Raw genomic sequence first — 24637 nt, forward strand, 5'->3', positions numbered from 1 at the left:
TGACTTTAAGTTTGTAGCGAGGACGAGATTTGAACTCGTGACCTCAGGGTTATGAATTCGGTCAAAAATTCCAACAATCCCCTGAAATATATACTCTTATTGTGCTTAAAATTATAGAAATCGTGTACGGATTCGTGCACGTTAATAATTAATATTTTAAGCTAAATTAATGAAAATTAATTAATATTAAAACCCTATTTTCATTTTACTAATTTTATTGCTCCATTTTTCATTTTCGCAAAAAGAAAGGACTTTTTCGAAGTTGGGTTTTGTACCAAAAACAATTTCTTCCATAATAGATTTTCGGGCAATATTTTCCATTGCCCCGCCAGAACAGGAAAATTGAGAAGCTAGTTTTAAAGCTTCCTCTTCAGAAAGAAAAGGTAATTTGTTTTTCCATATTTTGGTAGCGTTTTCTATGGTTGGGTTTTCATATTTTACTTTGAATAGAAAACGACGTTCAAATGCGGGATCTAAATTGGTTACCAAGTTGGATGTAGCAAATAGAATTCCGTCGAAATTTTCTAGTTCTTCCAGTAATACATTTTGTATGGCATTTTCTGTGTCGGCAACTGAAGATGAACCAGCACTTTTTCTCTTGCCTATAATGGCATCGGCTTCGTTAAATAAAAGAATAGGGCATACTTTTAATGTCTTTTTGAAATTATAGTAATCGGTGAAAATTTTTTTAACTAACTTCTGACTTTCGCCAAACCACATGGATTTTGTTTCTGAAATTTCTACTTTGAAAACAGGACGATTGTGCTTCTTTGCTAATTGATAAACAGTTTCGGTCTTTCCAGTTCCTGGAGCTCCGTACAGAAGCGCAGTGATACCCGTACTCATGTTTTTTGATTTTAATCTGCTTTGTAATTTCACATATGAAGTGTTTGAAAGACTTTTTGTAATAGGGTCTAATTGGAGTTTTTCTCCGCTATTATAAAACAAGTTTTTCTTCTGGATTTGCTTAGCATAAATTAATCGTTCGTCTTTCTTTTCTGCAGCCGTTAATGAAATCCCTTCTAATTCTTTCAACATAGAAATGGCTTTTTGAGTCAATTGAATGCGGTGTCTGTTGGAAAATGTAGTAGTGTCTTTTTCTATTAATTCGTGTAGATTTAATGCTGTCTTGTCATCTAGGAAATCATTAATGTATTTGAATGAATCTCTTTTTCGGTCATAAAAATCTTCAACTGTGGTCTGTAATACCGTGTTGAAATTATTCTCTCCTAAGTTCATAGCGTCTAGAATTGTATCAAAAAAAACAAACGAATCTACTAATTCAAGATTTTTGATTGCGAAAGCGATCAATTTGAATTGCTTATTGGCTTGTAATAGATCACCGAACTTTTGGACGAAATAAAAGTAATTGATTTTGTCGTCATCTTTCAGGTTACTTAAAATATCCAAATCTGATAAAAATTCACAAAAAGTATTTTCTTTTACTTTAATTGCTAATAGTCCTTTTGGAATTGATTTTTGGGTTGATATATAATCATAAATATGTTGGGACAGTTTATAATTATTTTCTGAGCGGCGATTTTCTGTTTTAACTACTATAGATTTGGCAATTAGTAAATTGAAATTTTCTATATATTTTAGAAAGCTATGTTTTTCTAAACCAAAGTGTTTAATGATTTCTGGCAGTTCTACCGTATCAAAACAGGATTGTATAAAACAACTTGCTAGCAGTACAGCTTCTATGCTATTGATTTCAAAATAATTACTAATTAGCTTTATTTCAACTGAAATACTGTCGAATGCTGACAGTTTTAGTTGTGAGTTTTTAGAGGTTTTGTGAATAGTTTCTAATGATAAAATAAGGTGGTTTTCTTCCATGATTTCTTAGTGTTTTGATTATTACAGACCAAAAATAAACCGCCACAATGCCATATGGTGACGGTTTAAGTTTTGCCAACTATTTTAAAATTTTGTTTTAACCTCTTTTAATCCAGCTTCTACCTTCATTGGTCGAATAATAGAGGCCTTTAGAAGTCATTCCTAAGATTTCCCTGCCGCTATCGGTTAAATCGGTAAAATCGCCGCAGCTGCTAGAATTATACCGTGAAATCCAACTTCTTCCTTGGTTGGTTGAATATTCAATTTTTGTTTTGATTGTTGGATTAATTCTAATCATTTCTTTTCCTTTTAAAATCATTTGAGACATAATATTTTATTTTTTGTTTTGCTTACTCTAATTGGTTTTCTGCTTCCCCTACATGCGAAATTAGGTATGGAGAAGGTCAAAGGGCGACAGAGTAATTTATTTATAACTAAAAAACGACACTCTAGTGGGAATGTCGTTTTAATAATAAGTTGCAGGTATTATATATTAAGCCATAAAGTAGTTATTCAATCTCTTGATTTAACTTTGAGATCAGAAATTGAAATCCCTCTTCAACCTCCTTTAAAAAGCTATTAATGTCATATTCGTTTTTGACGATTTTCAGATAATCATATTTTTTTTGACACAACCAACCTTCTTCATTTTCATCAAAACCAAATTTTGCTGGTTCAGAAAACTGATGAAGTGAAAACGAAAGTTGCAATTCAGTAGTTTCTTTAATTCCAATACTTAGATATTGTCTATCAAAAAGATATTCAATTTCTACATCTTGATTTTGAAGACGTGTTTTGCGTATAAGTTTTATATTCCAACCTCTAAAGTACTTGTTATCGATATTAGACCAATCAGGACTATTATAAATTATTTCTTTGTCTTTAAGTAACTCTTGAATAATCTCGTTACGATAATTTGATAATAGTATATTTCCTTCTGTCCAATTAGTTTTATTATATAAATAAATACTTCCTTGATTGTAATAATTTACAATTCGTTTAGTATCAGAATAGTTATCAAGCAACGTTTCTCCTTTTTCACCTACCCAATGAACTAATGGATAAACCCAAAGCAGTTCTTCCTTACGTTTATAATTTGCACAAATATTTTTCATAATGGTCTGTGCAGACTGTGCTTGATAATCAATATTTTTGAAATTTGAAATTAGATTACGAAATGCTTCCATAAGAGATGAATTAATTAAGTACCTCCAATTATCATTTATATTCGATAGAGTTATGGTAGTAGGAAGTCTGCCAGCGTTGGCTAGTATTGATCTAATCCATAAATAATCTCCCGTATTTTGAGTAATAAGAAACGCAATATCTCTTTCAGTATTAAAATCTTCGATAGTAGTGTTTATACCTTTACTAAGTAAAAATTGAATATTTCCTTTGAATAATTTATGAGATTCTGCTTTTATGATTGCTTTTTCATAACTATCATCTTTGACAGATTTAATTAGCTTTGCCTTTATTGATTCTTCTTCAAATTGGGTTTTAGATATCTTAACTTCTTCGTTATTGTCGCATAAAAAAGTAATTATGTCACCAGAATGTTTAGCTATTTCTTTTATAAATCTCATTGCACCAATCATTGCAAGATTTGGGTCGATTACTATATTCCACACGAAACGCATCCAATCTTTTAATGCTTTCTCTTCATATTCATTATTTTCAAAATAACAACATATCGCGTAAAAAACTACTCTTTGTCGATCTGTTGGTGTAGAAGTTATGTATTCCTCTCCCTCTGTTTTATAAACAGGTATAAATCTAAAATCAGAGTGATCGTCCCAAGATGGGAAGAATAGTTTGTCTATATCTTCTTTTGTAAAAGATTTGAAAGTTAAATGAAACTTATCAAGAATCATAGTCAGACGTTCAAAACACAGTTTATCAAATACGTTTTCTTCAGATTTGTAAATTTCAAATCCATTGTATTTAAGCGATGAGTTATCTGATAAATATTTATATAATTTGTTATTTAGAATTGCTTCTTGGGTATATAAATCTATTTCTTTATCATTTTTTGCTGTTATTAAACTATTTAGAAAGTAACTATTAATAAATGAAAAATAAATATTATCAATTTTATGTTCCTCAGATTTATTCTTCCAAAATATATCGGTCCACGAAGTATCTAATTTGTGAGAAATTTTATTTGCCTCAGTTTTGTCTTTATCCCATTCCTTTTTATCAATATATCCTACTAAGTCTGCTTTAAAATTTTCAAAAGAAGTTAGCGCCTTCCCTCTGGCATTCATTTTGATGTACAAATCATCAGACAACGACAATTCAGCAAGAGGAAGATAATAAAATTTGATAGGGCAATTTTCCGAAGTCAGCTTTATCCAATACTCTTCAAATTTTGTTTTATCGAAAAAGACCTCTTCTATACCATCAAATATTTCTTCTCCTTTTTCATCTTTTTCGGATGTTCCTCCAAGCATATTAAGCATTGCGCTTACTGTTGGATCTTGCTTCCAGAGAGACTGAAACCAAGTTTGATTTTGAATCAACTGCAAAATTCCATTTTCGGCAGTTATTTCTAAACTAGATAGTTGCTTGCAAAATTCACGGGATGAAACTCTTGTTTCGTACGAAAATCTTTCAAAAACATGTTTGTTTTTAGATAATTCTCCTGCTCTGAATGCAATATACCAATGCAGTAGCCAGAGTGTAGTTAATCTTTGCTGTCCGTCAAGAGGATTGAGACTACCGTTTTCAAGGCTTCCATAAACAAAATCAAGTTTTAAAACCGTATTTTTATCTAATGATTCTTTTAAATCTTTAAGGAATTTTTCGCGTAATTTTTCATTTCCAGATCGCCCCTGTGCATAATCTCGCTGAATAATTGGAATTTCAATTTTCTGAGATTTAAGAAATGTCCAAAATGTTGTTTGTTGTGTAATATTGTCTTTACTCATCTTTTAAAAATTTTTCTAAGACTGTTTCTATGTTCTTTAAATATGTATTGGCGTCAGATTTGTCCCATTCTCTTAAATTATCAGTATTTGGACTGTAGTATTTTAGAAAAACATTTTTCGTGCAAGGGGGAATAAATGCAATTTCACCTGGTATTTGATGTATTTCAAAATCAGCAACGTCATCATTGATAGTGATCTTTTTACCTTGATCCTTGCCAATAATAACAATGCGTTTCATAGGAAAAATATCATTGCCATAGCTCCTATTAGTTGATGCATCGAGCAAAGTGAAGTTCCATAATTTATTTTTTTCTTCATTATTTAATTTAACTGAAGCGGAAGTTGTGTTTGCGATAACTTTTGCCCGTAAATAATCAAAATCTTTTTTATCCTCTGCATCGATTAAAAACTTTTCTATTTCCAATTTTAAATCATTATCGGATATATGTGAGTAACTACATTTTAACCATTTTTTTTGGTCTTTTTCGTCTTCTAATTGATTTTCTGTATTAGAATCAATGTGCTCTACATCCCAAGCCTCTTTTTTGTATAAATGAAATGGGAACTTATAAAAGACAGGTAGCTTGTATTTAGCGTTATCTTTAATACTTTCATTCTGATTAATTAGGGTTTGTATATTATATAATAAAAGAAGTGGGCGAGATTGGGTTTTTTTAGGAGAATTCTCAATCTCATATTGTTTGTTCAGATCAGAACATTTCGCAATTTTAAACTTTAAAGACGGAATAATATATTGCTTAGTAAAGTCATTTTTGGTTCGTCCCTCTTTTTTCCATTCTTTAATAATTGTAGAAATATCGATCTTGTTTTCAATCATAAAACCGATATAATGGTACAATTCTAAATCATTAAACCATTCTTGAAAAATTTGGTGGTAGGATTTTACTTCTTTCCAGCATTCGGTTATATCAGTTTTCCTTTTAAACCAAGCATAAAAGTATCTGAAAGTTTTATACTCATCTTTACCAATGTCTTTCATTTCTTCCTCTTTAAGCTTTAAGGAATTGTGGTTACAGATTAAATCAAAAATAAAATCGATTCGAGTTGGTTTGTCATAGTTTTGCTCATGCAAAAACATCCAGAACTCATCACTTTGTAAATTATATTCTATGTGATCCCATTCACTTGCTATTTCTTGTTGTTGAAGTCTTATTTTTTTAAAATCGTTACTTTCAAAATTTGACTTGTTAAGAAATAATGCTTTTATAAGTTCTGCGTTGGTAAGGGGGATTTTTCCAATATTCAAGCGGGTAAAAACAGCTATTGGATTTTCATCTACAGATTCATACCAAATGAAATTCACTTTATTTAAAAGCGTATTTTTGAATATTTCCAGATCATTACCATTTTCAGTAAACCATTTGGTTATTTGCTCCTTTGCCTCAATGATATGATAATAATCTATATTGTCCTCTTTTTTGCCATGATCAATAGATAGTAAAAAAGACTCGCTGTCTTCACGAGTTGCATATTTGAGGTTGTATTTATTCTCACAGTCTAAATATGTTAACAGTATGAAAATTGTGGTTAATCGTTGTTGACCATCAATGACCTCCCAACTACCTTTCAATAATTTTTCAATTTCTTCAATATTTTTTGCTTCATTCTTTATTAAATCAAAAGTTTCCTGTTTTTGTTCTTTAATTACTAAAGGTTGAATGCAATAAATACCTTTGTCTTTTTTTTCGATAAATTCATTAATATCATCGAGTAAGTCCTTTACTTGCTGTTTTGTCCACCTATATCCACGTTGATAATTAGGAATAAAGAAATTCATACCTAAGATTTCCTTAATAGGTTTTAATCCTATGTAATTTTCTGTCATGATATTGTTGTTTTAATTATTTTCTGATTTAAACTAATTAACCTAATAAACAAAAAAAAACATCATCACAAAAGCGCTAGCATCGCTATGCTGACATTAATAGTTTAGTGATTTGTTTTGTTCTTTGTACAAGGTAATATATTGTGTCATATAAATCTTATAAGATAAAATTTTATTGTAGTTTTTAATCAGCAATTTGGTTGCTATGGTATTTTGCAGTTTTAAAGTTTCTACCTCTAAGGTTTGACATTATTGGTATAGACTTGACATGTCCGAAATCCTTTTTTTGATTTCATTTTGGAGGGTAATTGGGGAGATTACTTTTACGTTTGATCCGTATTTCAAAAGCTCCATTATAATATCATTTGTTGTATGTATATAAATTTCCACTATGACAGTGTCCTCTGTTTCCTCAACTACAATTTGAGATTCATGCAAAGGAAATGTTTTGATGTAATTTCCTTGTTTGTTAGAAAACTCTAAAATTATTTTTTCGGCAGCAGAATAGGTCTCTATTCCAAATGCATGTTTGAATTCTTTCTCCACATTATATTTAATTGGCTTGAACTTGGTATCAGTGATTTTTAGTTTGGAAATACGATCTAAACCAAAGGTTTTCACTGTGTCGTCCTTTTTATCCAGAGCAACTAAATACCATCTTTGTTGTGATTCTTTAATTGCAATAGGTTTCACTTCTCGTAAGGTGCTAAAATCGTCCCAATGTTTTTGATGCGTAAATAGTAAAATATTAAGATTTTGAATGGCGTGAATGATGCCGTAGATATGTTCAGTTCCTAATGATTTTCGTTTTTCGAGAAACACAGAAGGAGACAATTTATTTCCTTCTTGAAGTGCATGATGAATTGAAAAGGCGTCGATCATTCGAGTTACTGATTGATCTTCTATTTCTTCTTCATCAATAGCGTACGTTTTTTCTTTTCGGTTGTAGTGTATTTCGATGCCAAAAAGAGTGGTAATGTCTTTCTTGTCGCGTTCAAAAGTGCGTATGGCATATTCAAAAGTGGTGTCGATATCGTCCTTTTCAAGTTTTCGCATCACGTGTTCCTGCAATTCATTAAAACTACAAGGTCTGCTTCGCAAGCGGTCTATAACGTACAAATACCTTTTAAAATAGATTAATTTTGACATAATTGATTTTTATTTATTAATCAAAGATAAAAGATTTGTCTGCCGTTTTGCGACAGAGTAATTGGAATCCAATATAAATTTAAATGTGTTCTTTTATAACGTTAGAACCTAGACAACAAACTCAATCTCATTATGCTCATTATCCAGCAACTCAAAAGTCCTGATAAGATTAATAATTTCAGGATTTATTTTAGCTAATCGGTTTACTTCGATTTCTGTAGTAGTGTGTTTTACTTCAGGTTTTGGAAAGGTTTTAATCTTTGATTCAATATAAATATCGGCAAGATCTGTTCCTTCTAGCACGTCTTTTTTTTCAACAAAATCACTACATCTTATGTGATAACCTTCTTGATTTAATTGTATGGTTTTTTTATTCCAATCATTATATTCCGATTTGTCGGGGTAGGCTATGATTTTAAAATTCTTAATAGGCTCTAATAATTCTTTTTTAAAATTTCCTTTACTTCCTGTAGCAATCCAAATATAATTAGGCAAAAATAAGCTCATTATGATTACTGTTTTTTCTGATTCAACTAAGGCAATAGTTTTTTCGGGATATTCATTAATAAGATGTAAACCAAAAAGACATTGTTTCAATTCATAATTCGGGATTTTTAGCGCTTTGTGCATCCAACTAATGTGATTATAGGGCTTTTTGACTCTTTTGCCTGTATTGATGTCAAACAGCATTATTTTACCTGTTACAACCGCTTCTTTATGGTCGATTTGCCAAAAAACAGTTGCACCTCTCCAATGATTCGAAGTTCCAATTAAATAGTTTAGAATAGTTGCTTTTATTTCGTCCTCATGGAAGTGATTTTTAAGATATTGAATGAAATAATTGTTTTTAAAATTCTGTCCATGCTTTGTTACTTCTATTTTCTGAATAGTAGACTTTTCTCTTTTAAGTAGTGGTTTAGAATGAATGTATAGGATATTATTGTTTTTTGGAGAGGTATGATATTTACAACTACTTTCTTTGTCACATCTGCCAAATTGAGTATCCAAATAGCATGTTGTTTCATTGTCAACATACCTAACAAATGATTTTTTCAGGCATCTAGGGCAAATAAATTTTTTGCTGGATTTGTCGAGTGAATATTTATACATGGTTTAATTGATTATTCGTAACACTCGTAATATTCGTAACCCCTACGAATATTACGAGTGTTACGACTTCTTGAATTTGCTAAATTGAGTTTCGATTAAATAGGCAATCATTTCTCTTTTTTCGATTAGTTTTTGATGATCAGCAGATAAGAATTTGTTTAAATCAAGCTTATTAGTTTTTACTCCTAACATCTCCAATAGTAATTCACGCTCCTGTTCAGGTAGCGCCATTATTAGAGGATATATTAGTTTTGCAGACATTATAAATTTTCAGATTTTTTTATTTTGTTTCGAACAGTACCTTCGCTTATTCCTAATTTTTCAGCAATTTGAGTGTTGGGTAAACCTTGTTTTTTCAAAGCTATAATTTCATTAAACTGTTCTTTGTTGTTTCTTGGTTTCAAATGATCCAATTCATTCTCATAACCCATAAAAACAAAGGCTAAGAAGTTCGTATCCTTCTCAATGTTGCACACAATTATATTTTGGGTGTCATATATCAATTCTGTATTTCGTTGCTTAATTTGTTTGATGTACCTCAATCCTGTTTGCTGTGCGCTTTCGCCAATAGCAAAACAACTGTCACAAAAATTCATTAACATTTTGCTCCCAGAGAGGTCATTTTTAGTCAAAGGTTTGGAAGCATCTCGTTTCGGGGTATGAGCTAATACTAAGATTGAAAGGTTGTACTTCTTCTTAATACTGTTCAAAAATTTCATCAGTGGTAAAGCATCTTTTGCTTTTTCGGTATCCGTTTTTAAATAAGTTAAATTGTCTATGACGATAATTTTGGCATCATGTTCAATAGTTGCGAGTTCTAACGAATGACATAAGTAATCATCAAAATCTTTAAATTCTGCAGGAATATCTTGTTCAGGATTTATTTCTACCCGAAGTAAATTTGGACTGAAAACATAGTGTTCAGAATATTGATTGGAGTATCTATTTTCTACTTGTTTATCTGATAGTTCAAAATCAAAATACAATACCTTTTGAGCTAGTATCTCCATTTTGAAGCCTAAAATGCTGATGCCTTTGCTTAATGCATTAGACATTTGTAACGCCAAAATGGATTTACCAAGATTAGTGTCAGCAAATAATATGCAGGTTTCATTTTCATACCATAGCTCACTAAATAGCATATTTGGGATTGGACGGTTTTTTGCATCCTCTATCCATTCATTGATAGGTTTTATGTTGAAACAATTGGAAGGATTTGTCATTTTTATTTCAGAATTGTTTAAATCGGCTTCAAGTTCTTTTTTAAACGCCTCCGTATGCTCGGATAAGGGGATGATTTTTGGAGTCATGTTTTCTGTTTTTGGTGTGTTACAGTTTGTGTTACAGTTTGTCATACAAATTGTAACACAAACTGTAATACAAAGTGTAATACAAAGTGTATTACAAATAGATTCTGTTTTCAAATGCCTTATTTCTAATGAATTCTGCTAAGATGATGTAGTCAAAAACTTCATCAGTACAGAGCGCACAAAAGTTGAATTTGTTATTAGGGAGGTCAAATTCATTAAGGTATCTTTGAATGTCAATAAGTACTTTTTCAAATTCCTGTTTTAAGTCTGGAGGGGAAAACTTATTGGTTACTACTTGTAATACAATTTTTTTCAGATCTTCCAATTCATTTTTAGGCCCAAAATGTTTTGGGGATCTAATTTTTTCGAACATCCAAAAGATTAAGTAAATGAATTCGTTACTATTATAAAAATTGATATCACGTAGAGTTTGATTGTCAATTTTATCACTATTTTTTGCTTTGCAATAAGCGGTAAGTATCTCCCTTGAATTATCAGATAGTGTAATGCCTTTTTCATGGGAATCATCGATTAACCTATCTCTCAATTTTTGAGAAATACGCACATTAAGAATAACTGATTTCATAATTATCCCTTTTGGTTTAGATAATTTAGAATGTCACTTTTCTTGAATCGAATAGTTCTTTTGTGTTGGGTGTAGGGGAGGATTCCGCCCTTTCGAAGTTTCCAGAGGGTGACTTCAGAACATTTTAAAATTTGGCACGATTCCTTAACTGTAATTCGTTCCTCCATAATAGTAGAATCTTCAGTTAACCTGCCATTGTTGTTTTCTAGATAAAGAAGAACTCTTTGTTGGAGTGTTTTGATTTCTTGAACCTCTGATTGTAGATTCTTAAATGCGGATAAAAATTGTTGCTGATTCATATTAAAATTAATTAAGATTATTTGATTGCAATAACCTCAATGTTTTAAAAATCAGCAAATTAAATATATGTCTGAAAATTGAAAATGTATGTCTGAAAATGGGTTTTGAATGTCTAGAAATGGATTTTGTAAAAATTAGCCTTCTGGAAAGTATTTTTCATTGAAGATTCCCCATTCTTTTTCTAGTTGTTTTACTCTTGTTGCATGTGCTGTATGTTGTTCATCTTCTTCATGACTTTTTAAATCTTTTACTTGTTCATAAAATGTTGTGTTTACAAGGTCTAAGAATTTACTGTTGGTTTTTCCAATGTATAAATTATTATTTTTTAAAAAAGAAAAAAGGCTTTCTATATTTGACCTATTGATTTCATCAAAATTTTTGATCGTAACCATTGTAAATACATAAGCATTTGTATTTAGAAAAATATCTAGGTGATTTAGTGCTTCAAGACCATAATAAAACATGTTATTAAAATAGATGTCTATTTCGAACTTAAATCTGTTATTAAGTTCTAGTAAAATATCAATTTTTATTTGAAAGGATATAATTTCGTTAATTAATTCTTCATTATAATAAGGATACTCATTTTGTAAATCTATGTCACCATACAAGTATGGTAATATGCTATATGTGTTTATGTTGTGGATTATATATTGTTTCTCTCGGGATAATTCATGAAGATACGTTGGTGTATAAATAAATTTTTCATTTTTTGCTGTTCTACCAATAAAGGATTTAACAGGGTTTGACAGATCAACTGACTGATATATTTTTTTAAATTCTATTAGTGCAATTTCTTTTATTTCTTTAAAATCCCTTCCATAAATCTTATCTTGGAAATTATCAAAAAAATCTAATTTTATATACTCTAATTTAGAAAGGTATAAATTGCAAATGTGGTCATATATTTCGTCTAAAAGTATAGGCGGTATCTCTAAGTGAGTATCAAAAACTTCGTAGTCAATCTCAGTATCTGGAATATTTTGTTCTTTTATACGCTCTCGTATTTTTTCATCACTGATAATTTTTTTAAAAATGCCTTTTTCTTCTAATAAGTATTCAATATCATATTCGGTTCCCATAATTATTTCATGCTCTGAAAAATCTTCTTTAATAGATTCCAAGTAATCTTTTGGTTGATCGTTCTCTATTGCTAAAAGTTCTTGTTCTATTTCGCTACGATCTAGGATGCCAAAAAAATATTCCATATGCTTTATTTTTTGTTATTAGTATTTTTGTTTAGTACAAAATATACTTGATTATTTTTAATCAAAATTAATGAAATTTACTTAACTTTGTTTGAAATTTTAATAAAAGTATATCATGTACTAAATTATTTTATGAGAGAGATACTAAAAGAAATAGTGTATATCAAGTCTGGCGTATTTGCAAAAGGAGATGTTAATCCTGATGTGTACTATGTTCAGGCTACGGATTTTAATGAAGATAAGGAGTGGGCTGGTACTTCGAGTCCAGTGCTGAGTAAATCTCCAAAACTGATAAAACATTTTTTGCAAAAAGACGACATACTTTTTGCGGCTAAAGGGAAAGATTTTTTTGCAGTTGTTTATGATGGAAGTTACCAACCAGCGGTAGCCTCTACTACTTTTTTGGTCCTGCAATTGAAGAATACCAATGTTAAGCCGGAGTATGTCGCTTGGTTTTTAAATCATGGCAAAACACAGGCTTTGCTTCAAGGGGTTGCAAAAGGAACTGCAATCAAATCTGTTACTATTTCTATCTTAGAAAAGATTGAAATTTTCATTCCAAATTTTGCTAAGCAATTTACTATCTTAGAACTCTTTAACTTACAAAAAAAAGAAAAGTTCTTACAGAATGAAATTTCACAATTGAGACAAAATTATTATAACGAACTAATATTTAAAGCAATACAATAAGATGAGCCATAAGATAAATCAAAAAGAAATCAATCAAACTGTATGGAAAGCCTGTGATACCTTTAGGGGTATTATAGATCCTTCTCAATACAAAGATTATATTTTGACCATGTTGTTCTTAAAATACATCAGTGATGTTAATAAGGAAAAAAGAGAAGAGTATTTAGAAAAATACAATGGAGATCAAGCTCGCACCGATAGAGCTTTGAAAATGGAGCGTTTTCAAGTGCCAGAGCATTGTAGTTTTGATGACTTGTATGAGAATAGAAATGAAGCAAATATTGGTGAGCGAATCAATATTGCCTTGGCTGATTTAGAAGAGGCTAATCGTGAAAAATTAAGTAGTGAAGATGGTAGTGGGATTTTTAGAAATATCGATTTCAATAGTAGTAACCTAGGGGATGTAAAGGATAAAAACACGAGGTTAAAAAACCTGTTGGCAGATTTTGTTGCACTGGATTTATCACCTTCGCATTTAGAACGTGAAGATGTTATTGGTAATGCTTATGAATACCTGATTGCCAACTTTGCAGGTGATGCAGGGAAAAAAGCAGGTGAATTTTTTACACCAAGTGAAGTGTCAACACTATTAGCAAAACTAACCAAGTCAAAGTCGGGAGCGCGGATATGTGATCCTACTTGTGGGTCGGGATCTTTATTGATAAAAGCAGGTCGTGAAGTGGGTAATAATAATTTCTCTCTTTATGGTCAAGAAGCTAACGGAAGTACTTGGGCATTAGCAGTAATGAATATGTTTTTGCATGGGTTTGATAATGCTACTATTCGTTGGGGAGATACGATTAGAAATCCTAAATTGAAAGAAGGCGATCAATTGATGAAGTTTGATACCGTTGTTGCTAATCCACCTTTTTCATTAGACAAATGGGGAGCTGATATAGCTGTTGGAGATCCTTACAATCGTTTTTGGAGAGGGGTTCCATCCAAAAGCAAAGGAGACTGGGCCTTTATCAGTCACATGATAGAAACCTTGAATGAAACTGGAAAAGCAGGTGTTGTAGTGCCGCATGGTGTTTTGTTTAGAGGAAGTAGCGAGGGTAAAATTCGCCAACAAACTATTGATGAAAATATATTAGAAGCGGTTATAGGATTGCCATCCAACTTGTTTTTTGGAACTGGAATTCCTGCTGCTATTTTAGTTTTTAATAAAGGGAAAGCCAAAAATACCGATGTGTTGTTTATTGATGCCAGCAAGCATTTTGAAAGTGGTAAAAACCAAAATAAATTACGTGATTTAGACATTAATAAAATAGTAGCTACCTACGAAGATTTTAATGCAGGGAAATTAAAAAACGGAGTTGCCGAAGACAAATACAGCTATGTGGCTAGTTTAGCCCAAATCATTGAGAATGATTACAACTTGAACATTCCTCGTTATGTAGATACTTTTGAAGAAGCTGCTGCTATAGATATCAAGGCAGTACAAGTAGAAATCAAAAGATTAGAAACAGAGTTGTTAGAGGTGCAACAACAAATGAACAAATACTTGCAAGAGTTAATAGATTAGAGCAAAACATGTACATAAAAACGGCATTTTATGTACATATCAAAAAAACGTGTATATAAAAGCACCTTTTTGTATACATATTAAAAAAACGGATATAGAAAATAATGCCTTTATGCGGTTGAAATAATAAACGATACTTTTATAAATTATGCAGAAATACACCAAACACAGCATTCAATGGTTTTATAACCTTCTTGCCCAGGGAGAATGTGATATTCTTGATTTTAAAGAACAACTCGATGATAAAGTTGTTTTTGGTAAATCAATAAAGAATTTTGCTCCAAAATACGAAGAGCTTGCTAAGGATGTTGTTGCTTTTGCTAATAAAAAAGGAGGTTTTTTGTTTGTAGGTATCGTTGATGACACTAAAGAATTAAATCCCGATTTTGTTGCTACAGATTCTAAAATATTCGAATTAATCAGACAGATTCAAGACAGGACTTCTCCTTCAATTACATTACATTCACACAAATTAAAAATAAGTGGTAGTGATGTTTTGGTGCTTGAAATTCCTTTCTCACCTCAGATGCACAGAACTTCAAAAGGTGAGTATCTAATTAGGAGTAATGATGGGAATAGAGCTATTGAACCCTACGAAATTGCCACTATACAATCCGAGAAAGGTTTGATTGTATACGATCAAAAAACTTGGGACTTACCTTTGAATTCGATAGAACAAGATAAACAAGGAAATCCAATACCTGGTTGGCAGGATATTAAAAGAACTCGTTTATTATATAATAAGATTAAAAGGGAGAAACCTAAAAGCCCCTATTTAAAAAACACTTCTAATGAGTTTACGGAAACTTTAGGTCTTGTTAAAGAAGAAAATGGGATTCAATTGCCTACTACTACAGGTATTTTATTTATTGGTAATAATAAAGCATTAAGGGAAATACCTTTTAGTCAAATTAAGTACATCCGATATTATGAAGATGGAAGTTATAAGCCTTTTGAGTATACGGGTAATTTAATTGAAATTGCTGATGCCTGTTTCAACCAATTGAAATCAGAGATGAAAGTAAAAGAGTTTCATTTTGGTTTGTTTAGAGACTATATTGACGATTATCCAGAAATTGTATTACGTGAAATGCTAATCAATGCCATTGTTCATCGGGACTACAGTAGACAACAAGTCATTGAAATTAGAAAGTATCCAAATTATATTGAATTTGAAAGTCCAGGACATTTTCCGCAAGGAATTGATGAAACTAACCTTCTGAGAAAAACAAATCCACGTAATCCTAACATTATAGACATAATGCGAGAAGTTAGTTATGCGGAAAAAGCAGGAACAGGGTTTGATAAAATATTTACTGCATTACTTTCTAAAGGAAAAAAATTGCCGAAATCAATCCAGAATGAACACTCTATAATTTTTAGAATTGATGCCGATGTTTATTCTGAAAAATTAGCAGAATTGAGTTATGAATATAAACAAATTACAGGATTAGATATGGATCTTGAAAAATTGTTGGTGCTCAATGCTATTTATACCGAAAAAAAGCAAACATTTCAGCAGTTAGAAGCTAACCCATTTGTAAATCCATACCAGTTACGTAAAATTTTAACAGAGCTTCAAGATATAGAATTTATTGAAACAACTGGTAAAACTTCTGGAGTGAAATATATTATTCATAAAAATAAATTAGCATCTACAGAAGACAAAATCAGCTATTCTAAATTAAAAAAGCAAGAAAAAGCAAGGCAGATTGAAGCTATAATTAGATACCTTGATACAGCTGATGAGATTGACAATGAAGCTGCCAGAAAATTACTAAACCTACCTGATTCCGATGTATCGTATATATCAAGGCTTTTTGCTGAGATGATAGAAAAAGGTCATTTAGAAATTGCAAGGGAAATAAAACACAACCAACGAACTTATAAAATTAAAGAATGATTGCAAAGAGAAATATCCCTAAAAACAAGGGTTTAACGTGTTTTTTCTTTGCAGGTTTCTTTGCAAGAATCGCAACTTTGATCCCTAGGAAAAGAATTGTAAATAGCGTTTTAATTTACGTTAAATATAGTTTTGCAAAACAATTACAGCTTTTTTGCAAACAAAAAAGTATTGTTTTACAGCGTTTTAATTATTTTTTCTTTGCAGCTTTCTTTGCAAAACAACAAACTTTAATAAAGTAAATTATTAAACAATAAATGAACCAAAAACTAAACGACATCTATTCCTTTTTAAACGAAAACAGAGCTTACAATTTGCCTGTTCAAATTGGTGCTTACAAAATGGCAATGATGCCATATAATACTACTTATGACAAAGTATATGCTTTGTTGTACAGTATTCTCAATTCGCAGTCGCAGTTAAAAATGGATAAGTCGGCAGTTTTTTTTCAAACTATTGCTAATTCTGATAACAGTCTTAATTCTTTTGCTGGTTTTTTGAAGACTTTAGGTGCTTCTAGTGATATGCCTATTACTTATAAATCAATGTTTCAGTTATTGACCAAGCAACCGAGTTGGGGTGATAAAACGGCAGCTTTATTTGTAAAAGCCATTTATCACACCCATATTGGTTATGCCAAGGAATTGCATTTTTGGGATGATGCTCCTAAAATACTTGCAGAGGATGATGAGCTTTTTTTGCCCGTAGATGCGGTTATATTATACCTATTTCAAGAAATGGGTAATCCTTGTGCTAATTCATTTTCAGGGATTAATACCTATTTGAAAAACAAAATGCCCAACTCTAATTTTGAAGTCTGGGACGACTTTTGGTTTTGGGGTTTTATAACCCAAAAAGGGAATGACGACAAGCGCACAATGGAATTTAACGAAGCTAAATATTGGAATATGCTAGATGCGCCAAAAGACAAAGAAACCATTGCGACTACACAACAATTAGCAAACCAATTTATTGACTTGCTGAAAAACTAATACAAAAATGAACACAACAATACTACATACCACCAAATATAAAAACTCTCCTTTAGGTTTGATTCCTGAGGATTGGGAAGTGAAGAAAATTGGTAAAATAACAAAGACAACAGCTGGTGGTACACCTTCAACAAATAGATCCGAATATTGGAACGGAAAAATAAAATGGATGAGTTCTGGTGATTTGAATTTAAAAAGAGTTTTTGATGTTGGAGGTAGGATTACAGAAATAGGTCTAAAAAATTCTAGTACTAAGTTAATACCTGTAAAATGTATTCTAATAGGTTTGGCAGGTCAAGGGAAAACAAGAGGTACAGTAGCAATGAATATGGTTGAACTTTGTACAAACCAATCTGTAGCTGCAATTTTTCCGTCAAATGAATTTTATGAAGAGTATTTATATCATAATTTAGATTTTAGGTATTTTGAACTGCGACAGCTTTCAACTGGAGATGGTGGAAGAGGTGGGTTGAATTTAAATATTATAAATTCAATACCAGTTCCAATCCCACCCCTTCCAGAACAAAAAGCCATTGCCGATTGTCTTTCTACCTGGGATAAAGCTATAGAAAAACAAACTGCTTTGATTGCTCAAAAAGAACTTTCTAAAAAAGCCTTGATGCAGCAATTGCTTTCGGGTAAAAAAAGATTGAAAGGGTTTAGTGGGGAATGGAAAATATTAGGATTGAATGAAGTTTCGGATGTCAGAGATGGAACTCACGAGTCTCCAAAATATATTGAAAATGGAGTGAAGTTTATTACATCAAAAAACATAAAAGATGGGGAATTAGATTTTTCAAGCATTTCATATATTTCTAAAGAAGATGCAGATAATTTTGATAGACGCTCTAAAGTTCATAAAGGAGATATATTAATTTCAATGATTGGAACGATTGGGAATAGTGTTTTGATTAACTATGAACCAGATTTTTGCATTAAAAATGTCGGATTGATTAAATCAAAAAAAATAGAAGCAACATTTTTAATTCAGTATTTTCATTCTACACTATTTCAGAATTATTTATTAGGACAACAAGATGGGGGTATTCAAAAGTTTATTTCGTTAAGTGGATTAAGGAATTTGAAAGTTCCATACCCTTCAAAAGAAGAACAAACCGCCATTGCCAATGTATTACAATGTGTCGATGATGAAATCCAATTATTAAAAAAGAAACTAAATCAACTCAAAGAGCAGAAAAAAGGCTTGATGCAGGTTTTGTTGACGGGTAAAAAGAGGCTGAAGTATTAATTTACTCTTTACTTATTTGAGAAATAGAATTATAATTAAAATAAAAAACATGAAATATAAATTATTCAAAAGAGCGTCTGCAATTCATACTGTGAAATGTAAAAAATCAGCTGATTTTAATGAAGCTACAGCATCATTCGAAAAATTACAATATTTAAAAAATAGTTTACAAAGTTCTGATGAAGAAGAGTTGTCCGCCATTGAAAATGAAATCGAAAATTGGAAAAATTCAAATCCAATTGCAAGTGAAAATGAAATTAAAAAAATATTAAAATAAGTCCAAGTATCACTATTAATGTATTGCGATTACTGCAATATACCGATGATAAAGTGCAATTATTAAAAATGAAAACAGAGTAACTCAAAGTACAGAAAAAAGTTTTGATGTAGTTTTTGTTAACAGGTAAAAAGAGGTTGAAGTATTTAAAAGATTAATTATGAGTAAGACATTTAATTTTTATTGCGATGAAAGTACGCACATTGAAAACGATGGTCAACCCTATATGGTTTTGTCATATGTAAGCACACCTTATCATTTGCTAAAAATGCATAATCAAAATATTAGAGAAATGAAAATTAGACATTTCTTTAAGGGAGAAATAAAGTGGAGTGCTATATCCAAATCTCAATATCCATTTTACAATGAATTAATTGATTATTTTTTTAATAGTGAATTGAGCTTTAGAGCTGTTGTAATTGATAAATCGCAATTGAATCACGGTGCTTATAATCAAACTCACAGTGATTTTTATGACAAAATGTATTATCAGCTGTTAAATAAAAAAATTGAACCCGAGAATAATTATAACATTTATGTTGATATAAAGGATACCTATTCTTATTTGAAAGCAAGGAATTTAAAGAATTATTTAGCAAGAGATTACAACAATATTCGAAATCTACAAATAATTAGGTCCTATGAAAGTGAATTAATGCAACTTACAGATGTGATTATGGGTGCTGTAAATTATAAACTCAGAGGTTTGAATAAAGTAACGGCTAAAAACAATATAATTGAAAAAATTGAAAAGTTATGTGGAAAACCGTTAACAAAGAAGACAGGTTTAACAGAAAACAAGTTTAACCTTTTTTTTATAGACTTGAAGAATGGCAATTAATTATACAAAAAAATATGATGCTTTTTTAGAATTAAATCACCTAACGGAACATCAGCGAATAGTGTCTTTGAGATCTATTTTTGATAGAGATATTTCAGATAATGAAAAATTTAATTTTAGAACAAAAATCATTAGACCTTTAAAAAAAGAAGATCTTTTTGATGTTGAATCTTTATTTAAGCATTTAACATACAGAACAGATGAAGAATTAGATAAAAAAGGGAAAGTAATAAAAAAGAGAGATGTCTTTGATTTTGAACGATCAAAAAGACTTCATTGGATTTTGCCTCATATTAATGAAATTATATTTCAAAATATAGAAGTGTTTAGTAGTAATAATAGGATTAATGGTAGAGATGTTGTTAGAACCTATATTTATAATAAAACAAAAGAATATATTATTATTCTGCAACCACAAAAAGGAGGTTTGGATTACTATTTTATAACAGCATATTATTTAGAAAAACGTCTTGGTGGCCTAAATATGATTAAGCAAAAATATAAAAATAGATTAGCAGATGTTCTTTAAAACCGCAAAGTCCGCTACACTTCTGGGTGTATCGGACTTCGTAATTCAATTCTCCTAGTATGGTAGAATGAACATTGCAAAGATATAAAAAATTTACACTTTTTACTAATTTTTACCAATTTTGACTAATTAGTACCAATAAATAACCATTTTATGAATATACCATCTTTCAAAGAAGACCAAATATCTCAAATTCCTGCTTTACAAATGTTGCAAAAGTTGAGCTATACCTATCTTTCACCGCAAGAAGCGGAGGAATTGAGGAGCAATAAAACAGGTCAGGTTATTCTAGAGCCTATTTTAAGAAAACAACTGCATGAAATCAATAGTATTCAGTTGAGTTCGTCTAAGTTGGCTTTGTTTAGTGATGCAAATATCGAAAACGGGATTCAGGCGCTCAAAGACATACCTATGAACGAAGGTTATATTGCGGCTAGTAAAAAAGCCTATGAACTTATTACCTTGGGTAAAGCACTAGAGCAAAGTATTGATGGAGATAAAAAGAGTTTTACGCTGCAATATATAGATTGGAAAAACTTCGATAATAATGTTCTTCATGTTACGGAGGAGTTTAGCGTCATGCGTACAGGAAGCAAAGAGCATTATAGACCTGATGTGGTTTTATTTGTCAATGGAATTCCGTTATGTATTATAGAGTGCAAACGTCCAGATATCAAAGAGCCAATTACCGAAGCCATCTCGCAACATACCCGAAACCAACAAGAAGACGGAATCAGGCATTTGTATATTTACAGTCAATTGCTGTTGAGTTTGGCTACATTTCAAGCCAAATATGCTACTACTGATACTAAAGAAGAGTTTTGGGCTTCATGGAAAGAAAATACAGCGGATACAGAAGGAATTATCAATGATTTAGTGAATCAGCCTTTGTCAAAAGAGCAAAAAACAAAACTGTTCTTAAATAGAAAAGACTGGGAACAACAAATCATTGAAGCAAAAGAAAAAGAAATTATCGGTGTAAGTGAACAAGATCGCTATCTCTACTGGTTGTGTCGTCCAGAGCGATTATTGACGATCATCAAAGATTTTGTTTTGTTTGAAGGAGGTGCTTTTAAGAAAGTAGCTCGATATCAACAGTTTTTTGCCATCAACAAAATCATCAAACGTATTGAAGTCACTACTGATGGAAAGCGAAATGGTGGAGTTGTTTGGCATACACAAGGAAGTGGTAAATCGCTAACAATGGCGATGCTTGCGAAGAAAATTTATTTGACAGTAAAAAATCCTAAAATCATTCTGGTTACAGATCGAACTGATTTAGATCATCAAATCACAGAGACCTTTAGAAATGTTGAAGTACCCGTTCACAATGCCAGAACAGGAAATCAATTGGTTGATTTATTACAAAGTAAAAGTGATGCAGTCGTTACAACGATTATTAATAAGTTTGAAGCAGCTGTCAATCAATTAGGGGCTTCCCCTTTAGAGAGTGAAAATATTTTTGTGCTAATTGATGAAGGTCACCGTACTCAATACGGAACGTTTAATGTGAAAATGCAAAAGGTATTACCTAATGCTTGTTTTTTGGCTTTCACAGGAACGCCTTTGATGAAAAAGGAGAAAAGTACTGCTCAAAAATTTGGAGGAATTATTGATGTATACACTATTATTCAAGCTGTTGAAGATGGTGCTATTGTACCTATTATTTATGAGGGAAGGCATGCGATTCAAAATGTAAACCAAAAAGCGCTGGATAGAGGTTTTGATAGTGTTTCAGAACCCTTGTCTGACTATGAAAAAGTAGATTTAAAAAAGAAATTTAGCAAAGCCAATCTTATCTCAAAAACAGAACAACGCATTGATGAGATTGCAAGAGACATTTCGGATCATTACACGCACAATTGGGGAGTTGATAGAACTGGAGAACGAAGTGGCTTCAAAGGAATGGTAGTTACACCTGATAAAGCAACTGCGGTTAAATATAAAAAAGCCTTTGATTTAATAGGTAAAGTGTCTACAGAAGTTATTATGTCTTCGCCAGATACTAGAGAAGGAAATGATGATATTCATGGCGAACCTACGAATGAAGTTGTTGCATTCTGGAGGCAAATGGAAACTAAATATGGTAAAGGTTTTGATGAAAAGTTAATTAGCCAATTTAAAAAATCAGATTACCCAGAGTTGCTAATTGTGATAGATAAACTCTTAACAGGGTTTGATGTTCCTAGCGTGGTGGTAATGTATGTATGTCGCAAGCTAAGGGATCATACACTTTTGCAAGCAATTGCTAGAGTGAATAGGGTTGCAAGAGGAAAAGAATATGGCTTTATTATAGATTATGAAGGTATCATAGGAGAATTAGATGAGGCGATGAATACCTATTCTGATTTTAACGAATTTGATGAAGAGGATTTGGTTGGGACCTTGACCGATATCAAAAAAGAAATTGCTAAACTTCCACAATTGCATACCGAATTGAATGCGATCTTTAAAACAGTAAGGAATAAGCTGGACATCGTTAGTTATTCGGCTATTTTGACTGATGAGGCAATCAGAGTAGAGTTTTATCAAAAATTCACTGCGTTTGCCAAATGCTTGAAAGTGGCTTTATCTTCTATTGATTTTGAAAACAACACACTAGAAGAAACCAAAGAACTATATAAAAGGCATTTGAAGTTTTATACTGAATTGAGAAATTCAGTGGTCAATACGTATTCTGATTCAATTGATTTCAAAAAATATGAAAAGCAATTACAAAAGTTGCTAGACCAGCACGTAACAACTGAAGAGATTATTCGATTAACCGAACAGGTTTCTATTTTAGATACGAAAGCATTTGAAGTGGAGCTAGAAAAAGTCATTGGGACAAAAGCAAAAGCAGAAACGATAGCCAGTAGAACCGCTAAACACATTTCTGAAAGAATGGATGAAGATCCTATTTTCTATAAAAAACTTTCAGAGTTAATTCAACAGACCATTTCAGATTTACGGGCTATGCGAATTTCGGATGTAGTTGCTTTAAATCGATTAAAAGAATTAAGAGAACAGGCAATTACCAAAAAATCAGATGATATTCCTGAAGCTATTCTGAAAAACGAAAAATCAGTTCCGTTTTATAGGTTAGCTATTTCTAATAATAACATTAGTTCAGACGCAGCAATTCCCTTTGCAATTGAAGTAGATTCGATATTGAAGCAATATATTATTGTGGATTGGTATACAAAGCCAGATATTATCAGGAAAATGACTTTTTATGTGGGGGAATATTTGATTGATGAACTGCAAATCTCTATAGATGAGGCAGATGAAATGGCTGAAAAATGTATTGAAATTGCAAAAATGATCTATAAATAATGGAGTGCTCAATAGATTTTGGTTCCAAAAAAATAAAGTATACACTTTTGTATACAAAACGTAAGACACTTGGTATTACAGTAAATCCAGATATGGAAATTGTAGTGAAAGCGCCTGAAAATTCGGCTATGGAATTAGTTGAAACTAAAGTTAGAAAAAGAGCGCCTTGGATTATTAAACAGCAAAATTACTTTTTGACTTTTCATCCTAAACTCAATGATAAGAAATATGTTTCGGGTGAGTCTCATTACTACTTAGGTAAGCAATACAGGATTGAAGTATTGGAGGATAAGAAAAATGAAGTTAGCTACAAAGGAAGGTATATTCAAGTTAAAACAAAGAATAAATCAAACGTAAAAAAGCTACTTAACGATTGGTATCGAGTTAAGTCAAAAGAAAAGTTTGAAGCTATAGCAGCGCCATTAATTGAAAAGTTTAAAAAATATAATGTAGAACCAACAGGTCTTTATATGCAAGATATGAAAACCCGTTGGGGGAGCTGTACTCCACAAGGAAAAATTATCTTAAACCCCGAATTAATTAAAACCCCGAAAGGATGTATAGAGTATGTTATAATCCATGAATTATGTCATTTAGTACATCTTAGTCACAATCAGAAGTTTTTTGATCTTCAAGCCAAAGAATGTCCTTTATGGGAACGTTGGAAAACTAAATTGGAGCAATTTGGATAGTTGTCTTCCATTGTATGAAACTTTTACTACAGCCGTTCAATTTACCACTTTGATAATTGTTCGTATAATTTACCAATTTCAGTTGTTTTAATACTGTATTGTGTTGCCGTTTTAGGTAAATCTAATTTATCTATACCTTCTGCGCCAATAGTACATTCCCATCGACATTGCAATTCAGATAATTTTTCTCCACCTAGACTTTCAACAAGAACAAGAATTTTTGCACCTAAATCTTGAGTGGTTTTCCCAACTGCTTTGTTGTTTTTGCGCAACCAAAGAATTATTTCGTCTGCACCGATATTAATTTTTATCATAAGGATTGATTTACTTTGTAGCTAATATAAAT

23 protein-coding genes are annotated in these 24637 nt (G+C 31.3%); 11 read left to right on the forward strand and 12 right to left on the reverse strand.

Features of this window, described 5'->3' with window-relative positions; genetic code table 11:
* Positions 1-186: 186 nt before the first annotated feature.
* The 11 genes from AB3G34_RS01705 to AB3G34_RS01755 form a co-directional block, all read right to left on the reverse strand.
* Positions 187-1839, reverse strand: coding sequence for an ATP-binding protein (locus AB3G34_RS01705; RefSeq protein ID WP_369753269.1), 1653 nt, complete (start codon positions 1837-1839; stop codon positions 187-189).
* Between the two features lie 97 nt (positions 1840-1936).
* A complete protein-coding gene (locus tag AB3G34_RS01710) occupies positions 1937-2167 on the reverse strand; it encodes a hypothetical protein (protein WP_369753270.1) in 231 nt (76 codons plus the stop codon).
* A gap of 181 nt (positions 2168-2348) precedes the next feature.
* Positions 2349-4769 (reverse strand): DUF262 domain-containing protein, encoded by a 2421-nt coding sequence (locus AB3G34_RS01715; RefSeq protein ID WP_369753271.1) that lies wholly within the window; start codon positions 4767-4769, stop codon positions 2349-2351.
* Positions 4762-6615: a DUF262 domain-containing protein gene (locus tag AB3G34_RS01720; protein WP_369753272.1), complete on the reverse strand. Its 1854-nt coding sequence runs from the start codon at positions 6613-6615 to the stop codon at positions 4762-4764. Before AB3G34_RS01720 ends, AB3G34_RS01715 begins: the two co-directional genes overlap by 8 nt.
* A 249-nt stretch (positions 6616-6864) precedes the next feature.
* The gene (locus AB3G34_RS01725; protein WP_369753273.1) at positions 6865-7764 is read right to left on the reverse strand and encodes a helix-turn-helix transcriptional regulator; all 900 of its coding nucleotides are present in this window, start codon (positions 7762-7764) and stop codon (positions 6865-6867) included.
* Between the two features lie 108 nt (positions 7765-7872).
* Positions 7873-8874 carry a DUF6371 domain-containing protein gene (locus AB3G34_RS01730; protein ID WP_369753274.1) on the reverse strand — a complete coding sequence of 334 codons (1002 nt, stop codon included), beginning with the start codon at positions 8872-8874 and terminating at the stop codon, positions 7873-7875.
* 60 nt (positions 8875-8934) lie between these two features.
* Positions 8935-9135: a hypothetical protein gene (locus AB3G34_RS01735; RefSeq protein WP_369753275.1), complete on the reverse strand. Its 201-nt coding sequence runs from the start codon at positions 9133-9135 to the stop codon at positions 8935-8937.
* Positions 9135-10184, reverse strand: a complete 1050-nt coding sequence (locus AB3G34_RS01740; RefSeq protein ID WP_369753276.1) for an AAA family ATPase — start codon at positions 10182-10184, stop codon at positions 9135-9137. The genes AB3G34_RS01735 and AB3G34_RS01740 overlap by 1 nt, the downstream gene beginning before the upstream one ends.
* Before the next feature lie 91 nt (positions 10185-10275).
* Entirely contained in the window at positions 10276-10770 is a 495-nt protein-coding gene (locus AB3G34_RS01745; RefSeq protein ID WP_369753277.1) for a hypothetical protein, read from the reverse strand.
* Positions 10771-10772: 2 nt separating this feature from the next.
* Positions 10773-11069 (reverse strand): helix-turn-helix domain-containing protein, encoded by a 297-nt coding sequence (locus tag AB3G34_RS01750; RefSeq protein WP_369753278.1) that lies wholly within the window; start codon positions 11067-11069, stop codon positions 10773-10775.
* A 135-nt stretch (positions 11070-11204) separates the two neighbouring features.
* Positions 11205-12278: a hypothetical protein gene (locus AB3G34_RS01755; RefSeq protein ID WP_369753279.1), complete on the reverse strand. Its 1074-nt coding sequence runs from the start codon at positions 12276-12278 to the stop codon at positions 11205-11207.
* Positions 12279-12410: 132 nt separating this feature from the next.
* Between AB3G34_RS01755 and AB3G34_RS01760 the strand changes: the two genes are divergently transcribed.
* The 11 genes from AB3G34_RS01760 (at position 12411) to AB3G34_RS01810 (ending at position 24291) form a co-directional block, all read left to right on the forward strand.
* Positions 12411-12968, forward strand: coding sequence for a restriction endonuclease subunit S (locus AB3G34_RS01760; protein ID WP_369753280.1), 558 nt, complete (start codon positions 12411-12413; stop codon positions 12966-12968).
* Between the two features lies 1 nt (position 12969).
* Positions 12970-14493: a type I restriction-modification system subunit M gene (locus AB3G34_RS01765; RefSeq protein WP_369753281.1), complete on the forward strand. Its 1524-nt coding sequence runs from the start codon at positions 12970-12972 to the stop codon at positions 14491-14493.
* A 148-nt stretch (positions 14494-14641) separates the two neighbouring features.
* Positions 14642-16396, forward strand: a complete 1755-nt coding sequence (locus AB3G34_RS01770; RefSeq protein ID WP_369753282.1) for an RNA-binding domain-containing protein — start codon at positions 14642-14644, stop codon at positions 16394-16396.
* Positions 16393-16638, forward strand: a complete 246-nt coding sequence (locus AB3G34_RS01775) for a hypothetical protein (protein ID WP_369753283.1) — start codon at positions 16393-16395, stop codon at positions 16636-16638. Before AB3G34_RS01770 ends, AB3G34_RS01775 begins: the two co-directional genes overlap by 4 nt.
* Positions 16639-16653: 15 nt before the next feature.
* Complete coding sequence (locus AB3G34_RS01780; protein ID WP_369753284.1) at positions 16654-17388, forward strand: hypothetical protein; 735 nt, start codon at positions 16654-16656, stop codon at positions 17386-17388.
* 7 nt (positions 17389-17395) lie between these two features.
* Positions 17396-18637 carry a restriction endonuclease subunit S gene (locus tag AB3G34_RS01785; RefSeq protein ID WP_369753285.1) on the forward strand — a complete coding sequence of 414 codons (1242 nt, stop codon included), beginning with the start codon at positions 17396-17398 and terminating at the stop codon, positions 18635-18637.
* A 49-nt stretch (positions 18638-18686) separates the two neighbouring features.
* Positions 18687-18914 carry a hypothetical protein gene (locus AB3G34_RS01790; RefSeq protein WP_369753286.1) on the forward strand — a complete coding sequence of 76 codons (228 nt, stop codon included), beginning with the start codon at positions 18687-18689 and terminating at the stop codon, positions 18912-18914.
* 160 nt (positions 18915-19074) lie between these two features.
* Positions 19075-19755: a DUF3800 domain-containing protein gene (locus AB3G34_RS01795; protein ID WP_369753287.1), complete on the forward strand. Its 681-nt coding sequence runs from the start codon at positions 19075-19077 to the stop codon at positions 19753-19755.
* A complete protein-coding gene (locus AB3G34_RS01800; RefSeq protein ID WP_369753288.1) occupies positions 19745-20284 on the forward strand; it encodes a hypothetical protein in 540 nt (179 codons plus the stop codon). The genes AB3G34_RS01795 and AB3G34_RS01800 overlap by 11 nt, the downstream gene beginning before the upstream one ends.
* Before the next feature lie 153 nt (positions 20285-20437).
* Entirely contained in the window at positions 20438-23599 is a 3162-nt protein-coding gene (locus AB3G34_RS01805) for a type I restriction endonuclease subunit R (protein WP_369753289.1), read from the forward strand.
* Positions 23599-24291, forward strand: a complete 693-nt coding sequence (locus AB3G34_RS01810) for a M48 family metallopeptidase (protein WP_369753290.1) — start codon at positions 23599-23601, stop codon at positions 24289-24291. Before AB3G34_RS01805 ends, AB3G34_RS01810 begins: the two co-directional genes overlap by 1 nt.
* Before the next feature lie 41 nt (positions 24292-24332).
* Here the strand turns inward: AB3G34_RS01810 and AB3G34_RS01815 are convergent, their stop codons facing one another.
* On the reverse strand, positions 24333-24605 hold the full coding sequence (locus AB3G34_RS01815) for a hypothetical protein (RefSeq protein ID WP_369753291.1): 273 nt from the start codon (positions 24603-24605) through the stop codon (positions 24333-24335).
* Positions 24606-24637 lie beyond the last annotated feature (32 nt).

Origin of the sequence: Flavobacterium sp. WC2409 (assembly GCF_041200085.1) — a bacterium.
Classification (GTDB): Bacteria; Bacteroidota; Bacteroidia; order Flavobacteriales; family Flavobacteriaceae; genus Flavobacterium.

Excerpts from the sequence above, each read along its gene's own strand:
- AB3G34_RS01705 (WP_369753269.1), bottom strand. The coding sequence starts at position 1,839 with ATGGAAGAAAACCACCTTATTTTATCATTAGAAACTATTCACAAAACC.
- AB3G34_RS01710 (WP_369753270.1), bottom strand. The coding sequence starts at position 2,167 with ATGTCTCAAATGATTTTAAAAGGAAAAGAAATGATTAGAATTAATCCA.
- AB3G34_RS01715 (WP_369753271.1), bottom strand. The coding sequence starts at position 4,769 with ATGAGTAAAGACAATATTACACAACAAACAACATTTTGGACATTTCTT.
- AB3G34_RS01720 (WP_369753272.1), bottom strand. The coding sequence starts at position 6,615 with ATGACAGAAAATTACATAGGATTAAAACCTATTAAGGAAATCTTAGGT.
- AB3G34_RS01725 (WP_369753273.1), bottom strand. The coding sequence starts at position 7,764 with ATGTCAAAATTAATCTATTTTAAAAGGTATTTGTACGTTATAGACCGC.
- AB3G34_RS01730 (WP_369753274.1), bottom strand. The coding sequence starts at position 8,874 with ATGTATAAATATTCACTCGACAAATCCAGCAAAAAATTTATTTGCCCT.
- AB3G34_RS01735 (WP_369753275.1), bottom strand. The coding sequence starts at position 9,135 with ATGTCTGCAAAACTAATATATCCTCTAATAATGGCGCTACCTGAACAG.
- AB3G34_RS01740 (WP_369753276.1), bottom strand. The coding sequence starts at position 10,184 with ATGACTCCAAAAATCATCCCCTTATCCGAGCATACGGAGGCGTTTAAA.
- AB3G34_RS01745 (WP_369753277.1), bottom strand. The coding sequence starts at position 10,770 with ATGAAATCAGTTATTCTTAATGTGCGTATTTCTCAAAAATTGAGAGAT.
- AB3G34_RS01750 (WP_369753278.1), bottom strand. The coding sequence starts at position 11,069 with ATGAATCAGCAACAATTTTTATCCGCATTTAAGAATCTACAATCAGAG.
- AB3G34_RS01755 (WP_369753279.1), bottom strand. The coding sequence starts at position 12,278 with ATGGAATATTTTTTTGGCATCCTAGATCGTAGCGAAATAGAACAAGAA.
- AB3G34_RS01760 (WP_369753280.1), top strand. The coding sequence starts at position 12,411 with ATGAGAGAGATACTAAAAGAAATAGTGTATATCAAGTCTGGCGTATTT.
- AB3G34_RS01765 (WP_369753281.1), top strand. The coding sequence starts at position 12,970 with ATGAGCCATAAGATAAATCAAAAAGAAATCAATCAAACTGTATGGAAA.
- AB3G34_RS01770 (WP_369753282.1), top strand. The coding sequence starts at position 14,642 with ATGCAGAAATACACCAAACACAGCATTCAATGGTTTTATAACCTTCTT.
- AB3G34_RS01775 (WP_369753283.1), top strand. The coding sequence starts at position 16,393 with ATGATTGCAAAGAGAAATATCCCTAAAAACAAGGGTTTAACGTGTTTT.
- AB3G34_RS01780 (WP_369753284.1), top strand. The coding sequence starts at position 16,654 with ATGAACCAAAAACTAAACGACATCTATTCCTTTTTAAACGAAAACAGA.
- AB3G34_RS01785 (WP_369753285.1), top strand. The coding sequence starts at position 17,396 with ATGAACACAACAATACTACATACCACCAAATATAAAAACTCTCCTTTA.
- AB3G34_RS01790 (WP_369753286.1), top strand. The coding sequence starts at position 18,687 with ATGAAATATAAATTATTCAAAAGAGCGTCTGCAATTCATACTGTGAAA.
- AB3G34_RS01795 (WP_369753287.1), top strand. The coding sequence starts at position 19,075 with ATGAGTAAGACATTTAATTTTTATTGCGATGAAAGTACGCACATTGAA.
- AB3G34_RS01800 (WP_369753288.1), top strand. The coding sequence starts at position 19,745 with ATGGCAATTAATTATACAAAAAAATATGATGCTTTTTTAGAATTAAAT.
- AB3G34_RS01805 (WP_369753289.1), top strand. The coding sequence starts at position 20,438 with ATGAATATACCATCTTTCAAAGAAGACCAAATATCTCAAATTCCTGCT.
- AB3G34_RS01810 (WP_369753290.1), top strand. The coding sequence starts at position 23,599 with ATGGAGTGCTCAATAGATTTTGGTTCCAAAAAAATAAAGTATACACTT.
- AB3G34_RS01815 (WP_369753291.1), bottom strand. The coding sequence starts at position 24,605 with ATGATAAAAATTAATATCGGTGCAGACGAAATAATTCTTTGGTTGCGC.